A 15,354-nucleotide genomic window follows, 5' to 3' on the forward strand; every position below is an offset into this window, starting at 1 on the left:
GGAAGGGGTTACTTCAGAGCGGCGCCTGAGCCGGTCGTGATGTTGGTGATGATGGCGTCGCTGCCTTTGCGGGGCTGCGCAGCCTCGCCTTCGGTCAGGATCCAGGCGGCATGCAGCATGCCGGTGCTGTTCTCCAGCACGTAGTTGACCTTGAAGGTCTGGCCCATCACGGTGTGCGCCATGACCAGGGTGTTCTGAGGGCTGAACAGCCGCATGCCCGGGGCCATGCGGATGGTCTTGCCGTTGAGTGTGGCTTCAGACGCGGTGTTAATGCTCAAGGTGCCGCGCAGTGCGGCTTCAGGGAAGGGGCGCGAAAGGCCCAGGCCGGGCTGGGTCTGAGCCGAGGCAGGTGCCACGGCGCAGAGCGCTGTGCAGGCCACCGCTGCCAACAGTGCGGCCTGCCGAAAGCGGGACACCCGAGGGGCTGGGAGGTGGCAGGAAGAGGGTGTGGTGCAGCGGTTCATGGTTTACATCCAGGGGCTGAAGGCACAATTTTAGAAGGGGTTGCCAGCGTGGCACATCCCTTGGGCAAGTCAAGCGGCCCCGTGCATCGATGGGCACTGGAGCGGGTTTTGGGGCTCGCCTGAAAGAAAAAACCCACAGTGGGTTGACTCACTGTGGGTTTTTGTATTTGGTGGTCGTAGGTGGACTTGAACCACCGACATCAGCATTATGAATGCTGCGCTCTAACCAACTGAGCTATACGACCGCAGACCAAGATTATAGAACAAAAATTATTGGTGTGTGAAGTTTGCAGGGCGTTTGTTCATGAACGCGTCCATGCCTTCCTTCTGGTCCTGGGTGGCAAACAGCGCGTGGAACAAGCGGCGCTCGAACATCACCCCGTCGGCGAGTGTGCCCTCGAAGGAGCGGTTGACCGATTCCTTGGCCGCCATGACAGCAATCTGCGAGAAGCCGGCAACGATGATGGCAGCGCCCAGCGCTTCGTCCATGAGCTTGTCGTAAGGCACTACGCGGCTGACCAGTCCGGCGCGCTCGGCTTCGGTGGCGTCCATCATGCGGCCGGTCAGAGCCATGTCCATGGCCTTGGACTTGCCCACGGCGCGGGGCAGGCGCTGCGTGCCACCAGCACCTGGGATCACGCCCAGCTTGATCTCGGGCTGGCCGAATCTGGCGTTGTCTGCGGCGATGATGAAGTCGCACATCATGGCCAGCTCGCAGCCGCCGCCCAGTGCAAAGCCGCTGACGGCGGCGATGACGGGCTTGCGGATAGAGCGGATGGTCTCCCAGTTGCGGGTGATGTAGTCGCCCTTGTAGGTGTCGGCAAAGCTGTACTTGGCCATGGCGCCAATGTCCGCGCCCGCCGCGAAAGCCTTTTCACTGCCGGTGACGATCATGCAGCCAATCTTCTCGTCCGCATCGAACGCCTTGAGGGCGGCGCCCAGTTCATTCATGAGCTGATCGTTCAGCGCGTTGAGCTGCTTGGGCCGATTGAGCGTGATGATGCCGACCTTGTCCGCTTCAACGCGGACCTCGATGGTTTCGTAAGCCATGAAATCTCCTGGGGGTTGTGGTTGGTTATGCAAGCTGCAGCAATATACCCAAGCCGGTGGGGCCTTGTAGTCGTCAGGCCAGCCAGCGTCCCAGCGCCGCGGCATCTGCCACCGCCAGGCTGATGGTGTCTGGTGCCATGGATGTCGCGGCGGCATTGCGTCGGCCCTTGGTCGGGGCGTCGGCCAGCTGGGCCGGTGGCAGTTCCAGCGGCAGGCGCAACAGTCGCCCGTCGCGGGCAACCAATGCGTGCAGGCGGGTGTCGTTGCCCGCGTAGAAGCTCACGTCGTCGAGCTTGCTGATACGCCAGCCCTGGCCCTGCACTTCTACGCCCAACCATTCGTCGCCGGCAGACATTCCTGCCTTCTCTGCGGCACCGCCCCGCAGCACGGTCTTGATCTGCACACTGTGGTTCTCGGCCACGCGCAGGCCCAGGCGCTGGGCCAGTTGCGGCCGGTCGGCCTTGAGTGCCACACCGTGGGCGGCCAGCAGCTCCTCCAGTGGCAGGTCCACGGTGCTGTGCACCCAGTGCGCCAGCTCCTTGTCGAAGGGGCGGCCCGTGAGGTCGTGGATTACGGCGCGCAGATCCGCTTCGGTCATCGGGCCGCCCGCGCAGCGCTGCCATAACGTGCGCATCACATCGTCCAGCGTGGCTTTGCCTTCGCGCCGCAACGCCAGGTCCAAGCACAAAGCCACCAACGAGCCCTTGGTGTAGTAGCTGACTGTGGCGTTGGGTGTGTTCTCGTCCTGCCGGTAGTACTTCACCCAGGCGTCGAAACTGGCCTGGGCTAAGGTTTGCACCGACCGGCCCGGGGTTTGCAGCACCTGGTTGATGGTCTTGGTGACAAGCTTGAGGTAGGTCGCGTCGTCCAGCAGCCCTGCGCGGCGCAGCAGCAGGTCGTCGTAATAGCTGGTAAAGCCTTCGAAGAACCACAGCAGCTCGGTGTAGTTCTCCTGCGCATAGTCGTAGTGGGTGAACTCGGCGGGCCGCAAGCGCTTGACGTTCCAAGTGTGAAAGTATTCGTGGCTGATGAGGCCCAGCAGCGTGGTGTAGCCCTCACTGGCCCGCGCCTCGCCCTGGCGCGGCAGGTCACGCCGTCCGCAAATCAGCGCCGTAGAGTTGCGGTGTTCCAGCCCGCCATAGCCATCTCCCACGGCGTTGAGCATGAAGACATAGCTTTTGAAAGGCGCCTTGCCTTCGCGGTGCCAGAAGCGGATGGCGGTTTCACAAATTTTCTGCGTGTCCGCCAGCAGGCGCTTGCCATCGAACGACGGTGCCGTACCAGCCACCACGAACTGGTGGGCGATGCCGCAGGCCTTGAAGCGTCCCACCCAGAAATTTCCCAGCTCCACCGGGCAGTCCACCAGCTCATCGTAGTCCGCCGCCGCGTACAGGCCGAAGCCTTGGTTGTCTGCCTCCAGCGGCCGTAGACCTGTGGCAGCAGCCCAGGTCGCCGTGGCAGCCGTGCGTGCCAGCTCCAGTGTGTGGGGCTGTTTCTCCTGGCCATGCAAGCGCAGGCATAAGCTGGTGCCGTTGAAAAAGCCGCGTGAGGTGTCCAGCCAGGCGGTGCGTACGGAGCTGTCGTAGGCGCAGACCTGGTAGGTCAGCACCAAGGGCTTGCCCTCCGCGCATTGCACTTGCCAGCGGTGCTTGTCCAGCTGGGCCGGTTGCAAAGCGCGTTGGCCTTGTCGTGCCGCCAGCGCCTGCAGATTTTTGGAGAACTCCCGCACCAGGTAGCTGCCCGGAATCCAGACCGGCAATGACAGTTCTTGCGATGCCGCAGGCCGCTGCACCGTCAATGTCACCGTGAACAGATGTGCGTGCAGGTCCGTGGGTTCGATGCGGTAGTGGATGTCCGCTGCAGAGGCTTTGCGGGAGAGGGGCATGGCATGTGCCGCGGGAGGGCCGCGCGGGGTCGTCGGTCGAGGGACTTTCAGCGGGGGTCAGTTGGCGGATGACGTATCGCTGGCGGCTTCTGCCAGGCGCTTTTCCACTTCCTGGGCTCCAATGGCGCCGGGCACCCGGGTGCCGTTGGCAAAAATCAAGGTGGGGGTACCCGTGATCTTGTGCTTCTTGCCGAACGCCAGGTTGCGCTGCAGCGCGCTGGTATCGCAACTGGCGGCTGGCGCAGGCTTGTCACGCACCATGTGGTCTTGCCAGGCGGTGGCTTGTTCCTTGGAGCACCAGATGTTGCGCGACTTTTCTGCCGAGTCGGGGCTCAGGATAGGGTACAGGAACAGGTACACCGTCACATTGCTGATCTGCTGCAGATCGCGCTCGAAGCGCTTGCAGTAGCCGCAGTTGGGGTCTTCAAAAACCGCCACCTTGCGCTTGCCGTCGCCACGCACAATGGTCACGGCGTCTTTCAAGGGCAGGGCCGAGAAGCTGACCGCAGTCAGCTTGTTGATGCGGTCCTCGGTCAGATTGCGGCGTGCCTTGGAGTCGATGAGTTCCCCCTGAATCACGTAGTCGCCCTTGGCGTCCGTGTAGAACAGGTCGGTGCCGATGCGCACTTCGTACAGCCCCTTCATGGGCGTAGCGCGCACTTCATCAATCTTGTCCATTTGGGGGATGCGCTCGGCCAGGGCCTTGCGGATGGCGTCTTCCTGCGCGGTGGCGCTCAGGCTCAGGGTAGCTGCCGCGACGGTCAGCAAAGCGGTGGTCAGTTTCATCATGTTTCCGTTCAATCAACTTGCGTGATCAGCGCATCCCCATGGCCTGGCGTGCCACAAAATTCTTCAGCCAGTCACTGTGCTCAAAGCCCTTCATGCCCCAGTTGCGCAGCGCCTGCCAGGGCGCTTCCTGGCGCGCAAACAGCTGCTGCAGTCCATCAGTCGCCAGGCCCATCGCCACCAGGGCCGCCTTGCGCTGCCGTTCATAGCGCCGCAGCAGCCGCAGGTCGGCCACGCTGCGCCAGTAGTCACGGGTACGCAGTACGTCTGCCAGCGCCGCCACATCAGCCAGACCCAGGTTCAATCCTTGTCCTGCCAGTGGATGCACGTTGTGGGCTGCATCACCTGCCAGCACCCAGCTGCGGGCACCGACGCCCGCGGCTGACCCGGCGCCGCACCAGCGATCTGCCTTGGCCAGCTGCAGAGGCCATGTGGCGCGTTCTGCTATGAGTTCGAGGTTTCCGAGTGCCTGTTGGCTGGCTGTTTGCAATTCCTGCGCAAAAGCCTCGGCAGGCAACGCCATCAGCGCCGCGGCTTGCTCCTCAGGGACGGACCACACCACGGCGACAGAGTTCCCCTGAGGTCCCTCCAGCGGCAAAAAAGCCAGGATGCCTTGCGGCAAAAACCACTGGCGCGCCACCTGTCCATGTGGGTGTTCGCAGCGCACCCGGGTGGCAATGGCGTGCTGGGGATAGGGCGTCACGTCAAATTGAACGCCAAATTCGGCACGGGTGGTGCTGGAACGGCCTTCGCATACGACGGTCAGGGGGGCTGCCACGGGGCTGTCCACCACTTCTACCAGCGGCTGAAACCGCACGGCCTGAGCCAGGCGTTCTTCGAGGGCCGGCACATCCACGATCCACGCCAGCGCCTCCACCCCCTGGAGGGCGGCATCAAAATGAACGCGGCCATCCTGATCGCCCTGCACCTGCATGTGCTTGACGGCGGTGGCGTGTTCGGTGTCGGGCCAGCTACGCAGCGACTCCAGCAGGCTGCGCGACGCTGCATTCAGTGCGTAGGCACGCACGTCGGTGGCCGCCGCACTGCGCGGGGCAGGGGCCGGCACCAGAGCCACCTTCAGCCGTTCTCGCGCCAGTAACAACGCCAAGGTTCGGCCCACGATTCCGGTGCCACGAATACAGATATCAAAGGTTGGGGCCATGAGGGGCATTGTAGGAGGGGTCTTACCCACTTCCTGGACAGGGCAGAATTGCGGCCCGGCCTATCTGGCCCCCTTTTTCAGGAGCACCCGGCGTGAGTTTCCCTTCCGAGTCCGATCTGTCCGGCACCATTGCGCGGCTGTTTGTGTATCCCGTCAAATCCTGCGCGGGCATCGAGGTGCAGCAGGCATTGCTGACAGAGACCGGCCTGGATCTGGACCGCGCCTGGATGGTGGTGGATGCGCAAGGCCTGTTTCTTACCCAGCGCAGCCTGCCACGCATGGCGCTGATCCGGCCGCAACTCAAGAGCGACGAAATGGTGCTGCGCGCCCCTGGCATGCTGGCGCTGCATGTGGCGATCGACGCAGTGGAGGCCCCGGCCACGGTGACCGTCTGGCGCGACACGGTACCTGCGTGGGACATGGGGCCCGTGGCGGCCCAGTGGTTTTCTGATTTTCTGGGCCAGCCTTGCCGTCTGGTCCGGTTTGATCCCGAACACCGGCGTCTGTCCAGCCTGGAGTGGACTGACGGGGTCGAGGCACGCAATCAGTTCGCGGACGGGTTTCCGTTGCTCGTGACCAGCGAGGCGTCCCTGCAGGAGCTCAATGCCCGGCTCACTGCCGGTGGTCACGCTGCCGTGGGCATGGAGCGGTTTCGCCCCAATCTGGTCCTCGCTGGCGTGGAAGCCCACGATGAAGACCGCGTGGATGGGCTGCATGTGCAGGCAGACGATGCCACTGGTGTCCGCCTGCAGCCCGTCAAACCCTGCGCGCGGTGCCCTATCCCGAACATTGACCCGGCCACCGCCGAGAGCAACCCGTCAGTGGGCGATACATTGCGCAGTTACCGCCAGGACAAGCGGCTGGACGGTGCCATCACCTTTGGCATGAATGTGATCGTGCGTGAGGGGGCGGGCCAGTGGCTGCGCGTGGGGCAGCGCATCGCGGGCGATCTGCGGTTCGATTGAGAGCCTGATCCGGGCAGTCTGTAGCGAGTGCCGGGCGGGCCCGTAAAATCGGCGGTTTGTCTCCAGAACACCAGAAAGCCCTGCCATGAGCCTCCAATGCGGCATCGTGGGCCTGCCCAACGTCGGCAAGTCCACCCTTTTCAACGCGCTGACCAAGGCTGGCATTGCCGCCGAGAACTATCCCTTCTGCACCATCGAGCCCAATGTCGGCGTAGTGGAAGTGCCCGACCCCCGCCTGCAGCAACTGGCCGGGATCATCTCGCCCGAACGCATCGTTCCCGCCATCGTCGAATTTGTGGACATTGCCGGCCTGGTGGCTGGTGCCAGCCAGGGCGAAGGCCTGGGCAACCAGTTCCTGGCCCACATCCGTGAAACCGACGCCATCGTGAACGTGGTGCGCTGCTTTGAAGACGACAACGTGATCCACGTGGCTGGCCGTGTGGACCCGATCTCTGACATCGAAGTGATCCAGACCGAGCTGTGCCTGGCGGACATGGGCACCGTGGAAAAGGCGCTCAACCGCTACACCAAAGCCGCCAAGTCGGGCAACGACAAGGACGCCGCCAAGCTGGTAGCGCTGCTCACGCGCATCCAGGCCGCGCTCAACGAAGGCAAGCCTGCCCGCTCGGTCGAGATCACCAAGGAAGAGCAGCCCCTGCTCAAGTCCCTGTGCCTCATCACGGCCAAGCCCGCCATGTTTGTGGGCAACGTGAGCGAAGACGGTTTTGAGAACAATCCGTTCCTGGACCGCCTCAAGGAATACGCCGCCAGCCAGAACGCCCCCGTGGTGGCCATCTGCGCCAAGATGGAAGCCGAAATGGCCGAGATGAGCGATGAAGATCGCGACATGTTCCTGGCCGAGATGGGCCAGACCGAACCAGGCCTCGCGCGCCTGATCCGTGGCGCTTTCAAGCTGCTGGGCCTGCAGACGTACTTCACCGCCGGCGTGAAGGAAGTTCGCGCCTGGACCATCCACATCGGCGATACCGCGCCCCAGGCGGCTGGCGTGATCCACGGCGACTTTGAGCGTGGCTTCATCCGTGCGCAGACCATTGCCTTTGAGGACTTCATTGCCTACAAGGGCGAGCAGGGAGCCAAGGATGCGGGCAAGATGCGCGCCGAAGGCAAGGAATACGTGGTCAAGGATGGCGACGTTCTGAATTTCCTCTTCAACGTGTAAACAGGAAGAGCTGTTCTTCAGGGTTCGCCAATGTTCGAAGGTGTTGGCTAACCCATTGATAGATATAGGGAAAGTTGTTCGCCGGTGAACTAGATCGTTCGGGGGCATTTTCCATATATGGGGGCATGACAGGGGGCACGCACGGTGCATGCCCCCTCCCCAGGAGAAATCATGCCCCCAAACCACCTCGAAACCCGCATGGATGCTGGCGATGCAGCCGTTTCTCATGCTCCAAAACGTCCGACCCTGCGCGGTATCAGCGATGCAGCCCTTCGCGCCGCCAAGCCCACTAGCAAGCCCTACAAACTCTTTGCAGGCAACGGGCTTTATCTGGAGGTCAAGCCCAACGGAGCCAAGCACTGGCGCTGGAAATACCGTCTTCTTGGCAAAGAGAACCGCGTCGCTCTTGGGAGCTATCCGAAGCTGCCCCTTCGTGAGGCGAGAGAGGCCATGGAGGCCGCCCGCAAGTTGGTAGAGCAGGGTAAGCATCCTGCACAGCAAAAGCGCCTGGATCGCATCAAGCTGGGTTTGGAGCACTCCAACACCTTCGAGATCATCGCCCGCGAATGGGTGGGCCTTCGGGACTGGCAGGAAGTCACCAAGGCACGCCGGTTGAACATGCTGGAGCGCGTTGTGTTCCCCCATATAGGGGCGTTACCCGTCCGCCAAGTGGAACCCGCGCATGTGCTCGATATCTTGAGACGTGCTGACGCAAACAACGGCAACAGCGTGATGTGCGAGGCGAAGCGCACCATGTCTGCCATCTTTGAGTTTGCTATCTCCACACTCAGAGCCAAGGTTGATCCGGTCTATCCAGTCCGTAAGGCCTTGCCTGCCAACAAGACCCAGCACAAGCGGCCTTTATCTTTCGAGGAGGTTGGAGCACTGCTGAACGCGGTGGAAGGCCATGGCGGCTACTACCAAATCCAGGCCGCGTTCTTCCTCATGTGGTTGACCCTGGCCCGCCCATCAGAAGTGATCGAGGCCGAATGGTGCGAGTTCGATTTGGATCAAGCGTTGTGGCGCATCCCGGCACAGAGGATGAAAAAGCGCAAGGAGCACCTGATCCCCTTGCCGACCCAAGCCGTCGTATTGCTGCGAAGCCTACACACGCTCACAGGCAACCGAGCCCATCTCTTCCCCCACCGGGACGACAGGAGAAAACCGATGGTGACAGCATCGTTCCGGCAGATGCTGAAGGCCTTGGGCTGGGCAGGCAAGTTCAGCCCGCATGCCACACGCACCACGGGCAGCACACGGCTCAACGAGATGGGTTTCTCCCCAGATTGGATCGAACGCCAACTGGCCCACGATGAGCCCAATGCCGTGCGCCGCACCTACAACCACGCGGACTACCTGAAGGATCGTACTGCCATGATGCAGCGATGGGCCGACCTGCTGGACGAGTGGAAAAGGAAGACGGCAGACGCGATGAAACCCGTTTTGGGATAACCCAATTCAGGCTAGACAGTACGCGGAATGTCGAATCCCATGCATGCGTCTCGCTATGGCATCTTGCGAGCCCGCTTAGTTGAATTACGAGAAGCCAAAGGCCTGACCCAGACGGATATTGCCCTACAGTTGGGCAAGCCGCAAAGCTACGTCTCGAAGTACGAGCGTGGTGAGCGACGCTTAGACATCGTGGAACTGATTGCGGTGGCGAAGACCCTGGGCGTTGATCCTGCGCAGTTGTGTTCTGAGCTGGCCTGTGAGCCTTTATTCGAGAACTTTGACAAGATTTTTCATCCGGGAGGTTGTGAGTGAAGTATTCCGTATTGGGCGGATTGGTGTTGTCCGCTGTGGCCTTGTTGTCCGGTTGTTTGGGGCCGTCTTTACCTGAAGCCAAAGATGTGGCCGATGGACTCCGGGAAGGTTGGGCTCCTTGCAAAATGCTGCGTCCGGTTGGAATAAAAAAGACAAACGGGATAGATCGTGGAGACTTCTATCAAATGGAGGTTGAATACCGCCTGGAATTCGTTAAAGATGTAGCTAAGGAAGACATATGGGGGCAAGAATTTCCCGAGCTTATTCCTCGCGACTTCCCTTCTACGAAAGAGTACTTTGCGGCGATGGAGCCGCAATATAAAGCGAACAAACGAAAAGAGCAGTTCTGGGAGATGAATTGCCCAGAGCCTGCTTTTAGGAATTTCTGGCAATTTTCAACACTCCCTCAATTCAAGACGGTCTATGGAAAAGATGTTAAATCAGGAGATGGATTCGACGTCCAAGTGGTCTTTCACCTAGTCAAAACAGAGAAGGGCTGGATAGTCGGTAGGTAGACTGTCTGCAGATAGACGGCCTCAGATTGTGAACCTATATACAGTATTGAAACCACTGTGAGGTCGCATGATGAGAGTTATTGAGTCAGTTGCCGATGTTGGGGGCTTGTTTACTGTCAACGAGTTTTGTAAGTGGGCCAGTATTGGTCGCACCAAGCTTTATGCCGAGATGAATGCCGGAAGACTCATGGCAAAGAAGATTGGTAGCCGAACCTTGATCCCAAGAGCTGAAGCGCAAAAATGGATGGAGCAGCTACCTACGAAGCATTGAAGCCAGCACTCCAATAAAAAAGCCGATCATTTGATCGGCTTTTTTATTTTTTAGAAAAATTTTCACAAAAAGATAGAAGTTTTCCTTGTCAAACGCTACATAAAACGCCCCCCCCCGCTTTCCCCTCTGCATTCCTCTCCCTCTATCTATCTGTCTTTGGTGTTGGATTGGATGCTCTTTGAGAGAGTGAGTGATGGCAATGGTGATGTAAAGGAAATTTCTATGTCTATGAAGCTAGCTCTGAATAGAGCCGAGATGGCCCGTGAATCAATGATCCAGGCAACAGAGTGGCTGGACGCCAGAGGTGTTCACTACAGACACCTTCCACCTTCACAACTGAAGATCGGCCCCATCAACTACTGGCCTTCTACTGGCAGCATCACCGTAGACAACGAAACCGGCAAGCGCCCCTATCTGGGTCTGCAAGGCTTGGAACTTGTCTTGCTAGAGCTCCAAGGCCGTTACCCTGTCAGGCGTTCTGCATAGGGACGCTACGGCAGCGCTCTCCTAGGGTGATTTTTTCGGCGGGGTCTTCTTTAAGCTGTTGATTTCAAATGGATTTATTTTCCAGTCTGGTTTGAAATCTTCGGTTTTTCGGGGCTGGGTGTCGAAAATTGAGTCAAAGATGCTAGGGCCAAGAGGAGGACTTTTCACATTATGAGATTCATAACTTGCGTTCTGCTCTAGTGCCAAGCTTCGCGTGGGCTTGCCCTCAGAGTAGAGCCAGTTCTTGTCAGTGATGCCTTGCTCCAAGAGCGATGTGAAGTTGGACTGCTGCCGAGCTGCTTTGTTGACGTTCTGAGAATACGCCATCTTTTTTATGTGATGGAAGTTTCCCGGATTTTCATAGTGAGCCCAGATCAGTTCTTCTAAATAGACTCTCTCGCCGGTATGTGCGCTCTTTATCCAATGATTTCTGTTTATTCCTTTGTAGATGTACTGAAACAATGACCATTGCTTGAATAGGTCCATGCCATCATCTATGTCTACTTGAACAGAACGCTCATTGAACTGGGGCAGGGAATTAATCTTTTTTGCTCTTTTGAGAAGATATGTTGCGAGCTCTTCTGAATGTTCTGGCGGAATGTGGGTAAGTAAATGGGTGTGAAATCCAGATTTTGCAGAATATTCATTGACGTAGAACCAAAAGAATTTCACTCCTCTTTGTTTGTACCAATTCCTAAGATGGTGGAGAATTTGGTCGTGAAGATGTGAGAGCCCTTTTTTTGAATTCTTTGGGGTTATTCCAAGTAACTCGCTGCTTATTGTGATATGGGTGTTTAATGCGATCCCTTTTGCGTTTATAAAGGCGACGGCACTGTAAGCATCTATGAACTCTTCTACGCTGATCTCTCTGGGTAGTATGAATTTATTGTCCATGGAGAACGCCAGTTCTCCTGAGAGGCGCCTTACATCTTCTTTGTGGGCTTGCACTTTATCGCCCCTCAGCTTCTTTGACGTTAGAGAGTATTTTCTTGAGTCCCTGGCGAATTTTCGCGCTTGATACTCGATGGCTTCATCGTGCTCCTTCTCGGTCCTCCCAAATGCTGCGGCAAAGACTTCATCGTAGAATGACCCCTTGGATAGAGTAGGGTACCGGTCTCCTGGTCTGTATCCGCCATCGCCTCTTTCCAGAAGGCTTCTGGCTCGGAATGTCTCATTGTCATGGTGCTTGCGCATGCGTGTTCCTTCAAAAGTTAGTAGAGCCCAATATGGCTTTTAGAACTTGAAAAGTACACGTTATGTCTAAATGTGCTTAGGTGGCCTCGCCTTATGGGTGATGTCAGCTAAACAAAGTCGATCCTCCTTGGAATCTGAGGAACCAAGCGCTCCTCATTCCAAGGGCATTTCATGTATCAAGACCGACTTCCGCTAGTTCCCCCAGACATCCTCCAGGCACACATGGTGCATGAGCCTGGAGACACCCGCTTCAAAGCAGCAGCGAGGCTGTTGCAGGCCTTATGGCGAGCAGAGCGAGACATCCCCATGGGCACCCACGCCCCAGCCAATGGAGAACCCCGCAAGCTGGGTAGCCGCATTGAAGCCAGTTACGCCAAGCAGGGTGCCAACTTCCTCTCTCCTGCCATTGCCAAGCTGGCTTTCCGCGAGTCCGTTTATCGGGAGATTGGCGCAGTCATCGAGCAGGAGCGCCTATGGACCAACATGCTGTCCAGCCAGCCCCTCTGCTTCAACTTGTTCGGTGACCTGAAGCTCAATCCTGACAAGGGCAACAAGTTCTTTCAGCGGCTTTTCCCCGAATACGTTGCAGAGGTGGAAGGCATCTACTTCGAGCATTCACCAGGGCGTGGGGATGCCTCCTTCACTGCGGACAACACGGCCTTCGACGTGTTCGTGACCTGCCGTACCCCCGAGGGCAAACAAGGCTTTGTCGCTATCGAAGTGAAGTATTCCGAAGCCATGGCCGAGCCCTTGGCAACACTGCGCCCAAGGTATGACGAACTGTCCCGAGCCTTAGGCATTTACCGTGAGCCTGAGTCCCAGTCACTCAGGGGGAATCCGCTTCAGCAGCTATGGCGGGAGCACATGCTCAGCCGTGCAATGGTTGGCAACGGGCTTTATGAGTCGGGCCGATTCGTCTTGCTCTACCCCAAGCAGAACCACCACTGCGATAGTGCCGCCAAGCTCTATCAACGAGAGTGCATCAGTCCTGACCCTGCTGCATCAGGTTTCCAGGCGGTGACCTTGGAGGCTTGTCTGGCCGCATTCAAGGCCATCGGAGATGAAGAGGCAGCCCAAGCCCTGCATGAACGATACCTTGATTTCAGCAAGATCGAAGCAGTCATTTTCGGATAGTAGAGTTGCCGCTGACGCTGCCAAGCCTGATTTGGGATAACCCGAATCGGGTTACAGAATGGACACGGTTTCAACACCCAGCATGCGTCATTTCTGGCGCACGTCTCACACCAACATTTGTAGAACCTCAGCATGACCCCTGAAGAAAAAGCCAAAGTCAAGAAAATAGGAAACTGGATCGCTGGAATCTTCCTGGCGGGTTTCATCATCTCCAACGTGGGCGTGCTCGTTTATCACAAGCTGACAGACGCGCCAGAACCCCCCAAGGCTGAAATACAAGCGGTTCCCGTTCAGACCACGGCCAGCCCGCAAGGGCCGAAGGCCCTTTATCAGTATGCGGATGCAGGCAACGTCATGACCCTGCTGGATGGGCCTTGCGAACGTGCCGCGATTAAGAAAGACATCGCAGACGAGTCGGCACTCAATCCGGACATCATCAAGGCATTGGCTTTCAAAGACGATGCAGGGAAGACGCACTCAGGCTGCTATGCCATCTTGACCTCATCTGAAGAAGTGGTGTTCACCATCGAAGGGGACAATGCGCAGCGAACCCGCCTAGACCTCTCCTACTTCACCAGAATCAGCATTGCGGACAGGCTGGAGCGAAGCATCCTTGAGAAGGAGCCGAAGGGTGCGCCTGCTGAGCAAGTATCCGTTGGGGAGGCCAATCGCCAGAAGGTGCTCAACATGTTCAAGCCGCCTGAAGACGGCAAAGTTCACACGCCCCAAATTGCCTACTCCGGAAGTCAGATCGACCCCTTCAAGGAGAAGGGCCACAGCCTGGAGCCCGTCACTAACAAAGATCAAACCGCGCAGCTTCGCACTGAAGACGGCAAGAGGATTTGGACTCTGTTGACAGTGGCTCCTGATGTTGCTTGCACCAGCCAAAACCGCCAATTGGCTGTTGAACTTGGTCGTAAGCATGGCATTGATTTCGGAGCTGCGAAGTACGCAGAATCGGAGGTCTTTGCGATGGACAAGGGCAACGTTCGCCAACTCAAGACGATGCCTGCTTGCTATATCCGTAGCCCCGAGGGCGCTGTACAGGTCTTCTGGCTGGAAGGTGCTGCAACGGTAGCGGTAGACCAGTTCCGATCCAAGTGGAATGTGGCCCTGCTAAACAACTGACCGCCAAGATCGAATAGAGATCAAGGAGGTCAATTTCAGCTAGACTGAACTGAAGCAGGGAGCCCCCGTGTTCGCCACTGTTCATCCGTATCCGATGGATTTGGGGGCATGGCAGGGGGCACCAAGCGAGTAGAGCAGAGACGTTTATCAATCAAATCATGCCCTTACAGCGTCAATTCCTGTTCAACGTGTGACCCCCCCGCAGACCCGTGCGGGTCTGCGTGCGCGCTGCTCCCCGCCGTCCCTGTCTGCCCTTGGGCTGGCAGGGATTTTTTCTGGCGATGCCGCCGTTCGATCCCGCGGCCGTCCACCCATTCACCCGTTGTGGGTTTTTTGCGCATGAATACCGGAATCCTCTACGCCGCCCTCGCCTATGTCGCATGGGGCTTGTTCCCCCTGTACTTCAAGCAGGTGGCCGATGTGCCATCGCTGGAGGTGGTGATGCACCGCACGCTGTGGTCGCTGGTGGTGGTGCTGGGGTTGCTGGCCGTCCGCAGGCAATGGGCGTGGCTGGCGTCTGTGCTACGCCAGCCCAGGGTGCTGGGCGCCTTTGCGCTGTCGGCGGTGCTGTTGTCGGGCAACTGGCTGACCTACGTGTGGGCGGTGCAGAACCACCACGTGGTCGATGCCAGCCTGGGGTATTTCATCTTGCCGCTGGTGAATGTGGCGCTGGGCTTCGTGTTTTTGCGCGAGCGCCCCCGGCCGGGGCAGTGGCTCGCCGTGGCGGTGGCTGCGGCCGGTGTGCTGTGGCTGGCAGTGCAGGCAGGGCGCCTGCCCTGGATCGCGCTGGTGCTGGCGCTGACCTTTGGCTTTTATGGCCTGCTGCGCAAGGTGGCAGTGCTGGGCGCGCTGGAGGGGCTCACTCTGGAGACTCTGATGCTGGCGCCGGTGGCTGCTGTGGTGCTGGCGTGGTGGAGCTGGCAAGGGCAGGGCGCGCTGGTGCACGGGGACCTGTCCACCGTGGGGTGGCTGCTGTTGGCCGGGCCCATGACCGCCATCCCCTTGCTGCTGTTTGCCGCTGGCGCGCGACGCATCCCCATGTCCACACTCGGCATCCTGCAGTACATCTCTCCCAGCCTGCAGTTCGGGCTGGGGGTGTGGGTGTACCACGAGACCTTTCAGCCCGCGCGTCTGGTCGGTTTCGTGTTGATCTGGGCCGCGCTGGTGGTGTACAGCGTGGAGGGCTGGTGGACGCGTCAGCGCGTGGCGGTTGCCTGATCCGGCAGAGACGGATCGCTGCTGCCGCTGGGATGCGGGGGAAACGCGCTGTTCGTTCTTTGCCACCGCACGCCACAGTCCGCGAACTGTTTGAAAAAAGCCTGTTGCCGCCGTCGGATACCTTGTTTGTACGCGCCGGGTTGACATGCGGA

At 58.9% G+C, this 15,354-nt stretch carries 15 protein-coding genes and 1 tRNA gene; 9 read left to right on the plus strand and 7 right to left on the minus strand.

Annotated elements, in window-relative coordinates; translation table 11 throughout:
• Positions 1-8 precede the first annotated feature (8 nt).
• From C8C99_RS00965 to C8C99_RS00990, 6 genes are all read right to left on the minus strand, one after another.
• On the minus strand, positions 9-464 hold the full coding sequence (locus C8C99_RS00965; protein WP_233247138.1) for a hypothetical protein: 456 nt from the start codon (positions 462-464) through the stop codon (positions 9-11).
• A 168-nt stretch (positions 465-632) separates the two neighbouring features.
• Positions 633-709: transfer RNA gene (locus C8C99_RS00970), tRNA-Met, on the minus strand.
• 25 nt (positions 710-734) lie between these two features.
• Positions 735-1,514: an enoyl-CoA hydratase gene (locus C8C99_RS00975; RefSeq protein ID WP_108624643.1), complete on the minus strand. Its 780-nt coding sequence runs from the start codon at positions 1,512-1,514 to the stop codon at positions 735-737.
• Positions 1,515-1,587: 73 nt separating this feature from the next.
• A complete protein-coding gene (locus C8C99_RS00980; protein WP_108624644.1) occupies positions 1,588-3,399 on the minus strand; it encodes a M61 family metallopeptidase in 1,812 nt (603 codons plus the stop codon).
• Between the two features lie 57 nt (positions 3,400-3,456).
• On the minus strand, positions 3,457-4,185 hold the full coding sequence (locus C8C99_RS00985) for a DsbC family protein (protein WP_056637652.1): 729 nt from the start codon (positions 4,183-4,185) through the stop codon (positions 3,457-3,459).
• Positions 4,186-4,213: 28 nt separating this feature from the next.
• Entirely contained in the window at positions 4,214-5,347 is a 1,134-nt protein-coding gene (locus C8C99_RS00990; RefSeq protein WP_108626994.1) for an FAD-dependent monooxygenase, read from the minus strand.
• A gap of 92 nt (positions 5,348-5,439) precedes the next feature.
• Between C8C99_RS00990 and C8C99_RS00995 the strand changes: the two genes are divergently transcribed.
• The 6 genes from C8C99_RS00995 to C8C99_RS01020 all read left to right on the plus strand — a co-directional run bounded on the left by C8C99_RS00995 (position 5,440) and on the right by C8C99_RS01020 (position 10,042).
• Positions 5,440-6,312 (plus strand): MOSC domain-containing protein, encoded by an 873-nt coding sequence (locus C8C99_RS00995; protein WP_108624645.1) that lies wholly within the window; start codon positions 5,440-5,442, stop codon positions 6,310-6,312.
• Positions 6,313-6,397: 85 nt separating this feature from the next.
• Positions 6,398-7,492, plus strand: a complete 1,095-nt coding sequence (gene ychF, locus C8C99_RS01000; RefSeq protein ID WP_056637318.1) for a redox-regulated ATPase YchF — start codon at positions 6,398-6,400, stop codon at positions 7,490-7,492.
• A gap of 171 nt (positions 7,493-7,663) precedes the next feature.
• Positions 7,664-8,944 carry a tyrosine-type recombinase/integrase gene (locus C8C99_RS01005; RefSeq protein ID WP_233247139.1) on the plus strand — a complete coding sequence of 427 codons (1,281 nt, stop codon included), beginning with the start codon at positions 7,664-7,666 and terminating at the stop codon, positions 8,942-8,944.
• A 39-nt stretch (positions 8,945-8,983) separates the two neighbouring features.
• The gene (locus C8C99_RS01010; RefSeq protein WP_108624647.1) at positions 8,984-9,256 is read left to right on the plus strand and encodes a helix-turn-helix domain-containing protein; all 273 of its coding nucleotides are present in this window, start codon (positions 8,984-8,986) and stop codon (positions 9,254-9,256) included.
• Positions 9,253-9,771, plus strand: a complete 519-nt coding sequence (locus tag C8C99_RS23780; protein WP_146185997.1) for a hypothetical protein — start codon at positions 9,253-9,255, stop codon at positions 9,769-9,771. Before C8C99_RS01010 ends, C8C99_RS23780 begins: the two co-directional genes overlap by 4 nt.
• A gap of 70 nt (positions 9,772-9,841) precedes the next feature.
• A complete protein-coding gene (locus tag C8C99_RS01020; RefSeq protein WP_108626995.1) occupies positions 9,842-10,042 on the plus strand; it encodes a helix-turn-helix domain-containing protein in 201 nt (66 codons plus the stop codon).
• A gap of 507 nt (positions 10,043-10,549) precedes the next feature.
• Here C8C99_RS01020 and C8C99_RS23785 read toward each other — a convergent pair.
• On the minus strand, positions 10,550-11,722 hold the full coding sequence (locus C8C99_RS23785) for a hypothetical protein (protein WP_146185998.1): 1,173 nt from the start codon (positions 11,720-11,722) through the stop codon (positions 10,550-10,552).
• A 222-nt stretch (positions 11,723-11,944) separates the two neighbouring features.
• Here C8C99_RS23785 and C8C99_RS01025 point away from each other — a divergent pair, with 222 nt between their 5' ends.
• The 3 genes from C8C99_RS01025 to rarD all read left to right on the plus strand — a co-directional run bounded on the left by C8C99_RS01025 (position 11,945) and on the right by rarD (position 15,202).
• The gene (locus C8C99_RS01025; protein WP_369867742.1) at positions 11,945-12,856 is read left to right on the plus strand and encodes a hypothetical protein; all 912 of its coding nucleotides are present in this window, start codon (positions 11,945-11,947) and stop codon (positions 12,854-12,856) included.
• A 132-nt stretch (positions 12,857-12,988) separates the two neighbouring features.
• On the plus strand, positions 12,989-13,984 hold the full coding sequence (locus C8C99_RS01030; RefSeq protein WP_108624649.1) for a hypothetical protein: 996 nt from the start codon (positions 12,989-12,991) through the stop codon (positions 13,982-13,984).
• A 339-nt stretch (positions 13,985-14,323) separates the two neighbouring features.
• Positions 14,324-15,202 carry an EamA family transporter RarD gene (gene rarD / locus C8C99_RS01035; protein WP_108624650.1) on the plus strand — a complete coding sequence of 293 codons (879 nt, stop codon included), beginning with the start codon at positions 14,324-14,326 and terminating at the stop codon, positions 15,200-15,202.
• The last annotated feature ends 152 nt before the right edge of the window (positions 15,203-15,354 follow it).

The sequence above is a fragment of the Acidovorax sp. 107 genome, from assembly GCF_003058055.1.
Lineage (GTDB): Bacteria > Pseudomonadota > Gammaproteobacteria > Burkholderiales > Burkholderiaceae_C > Acidovorax.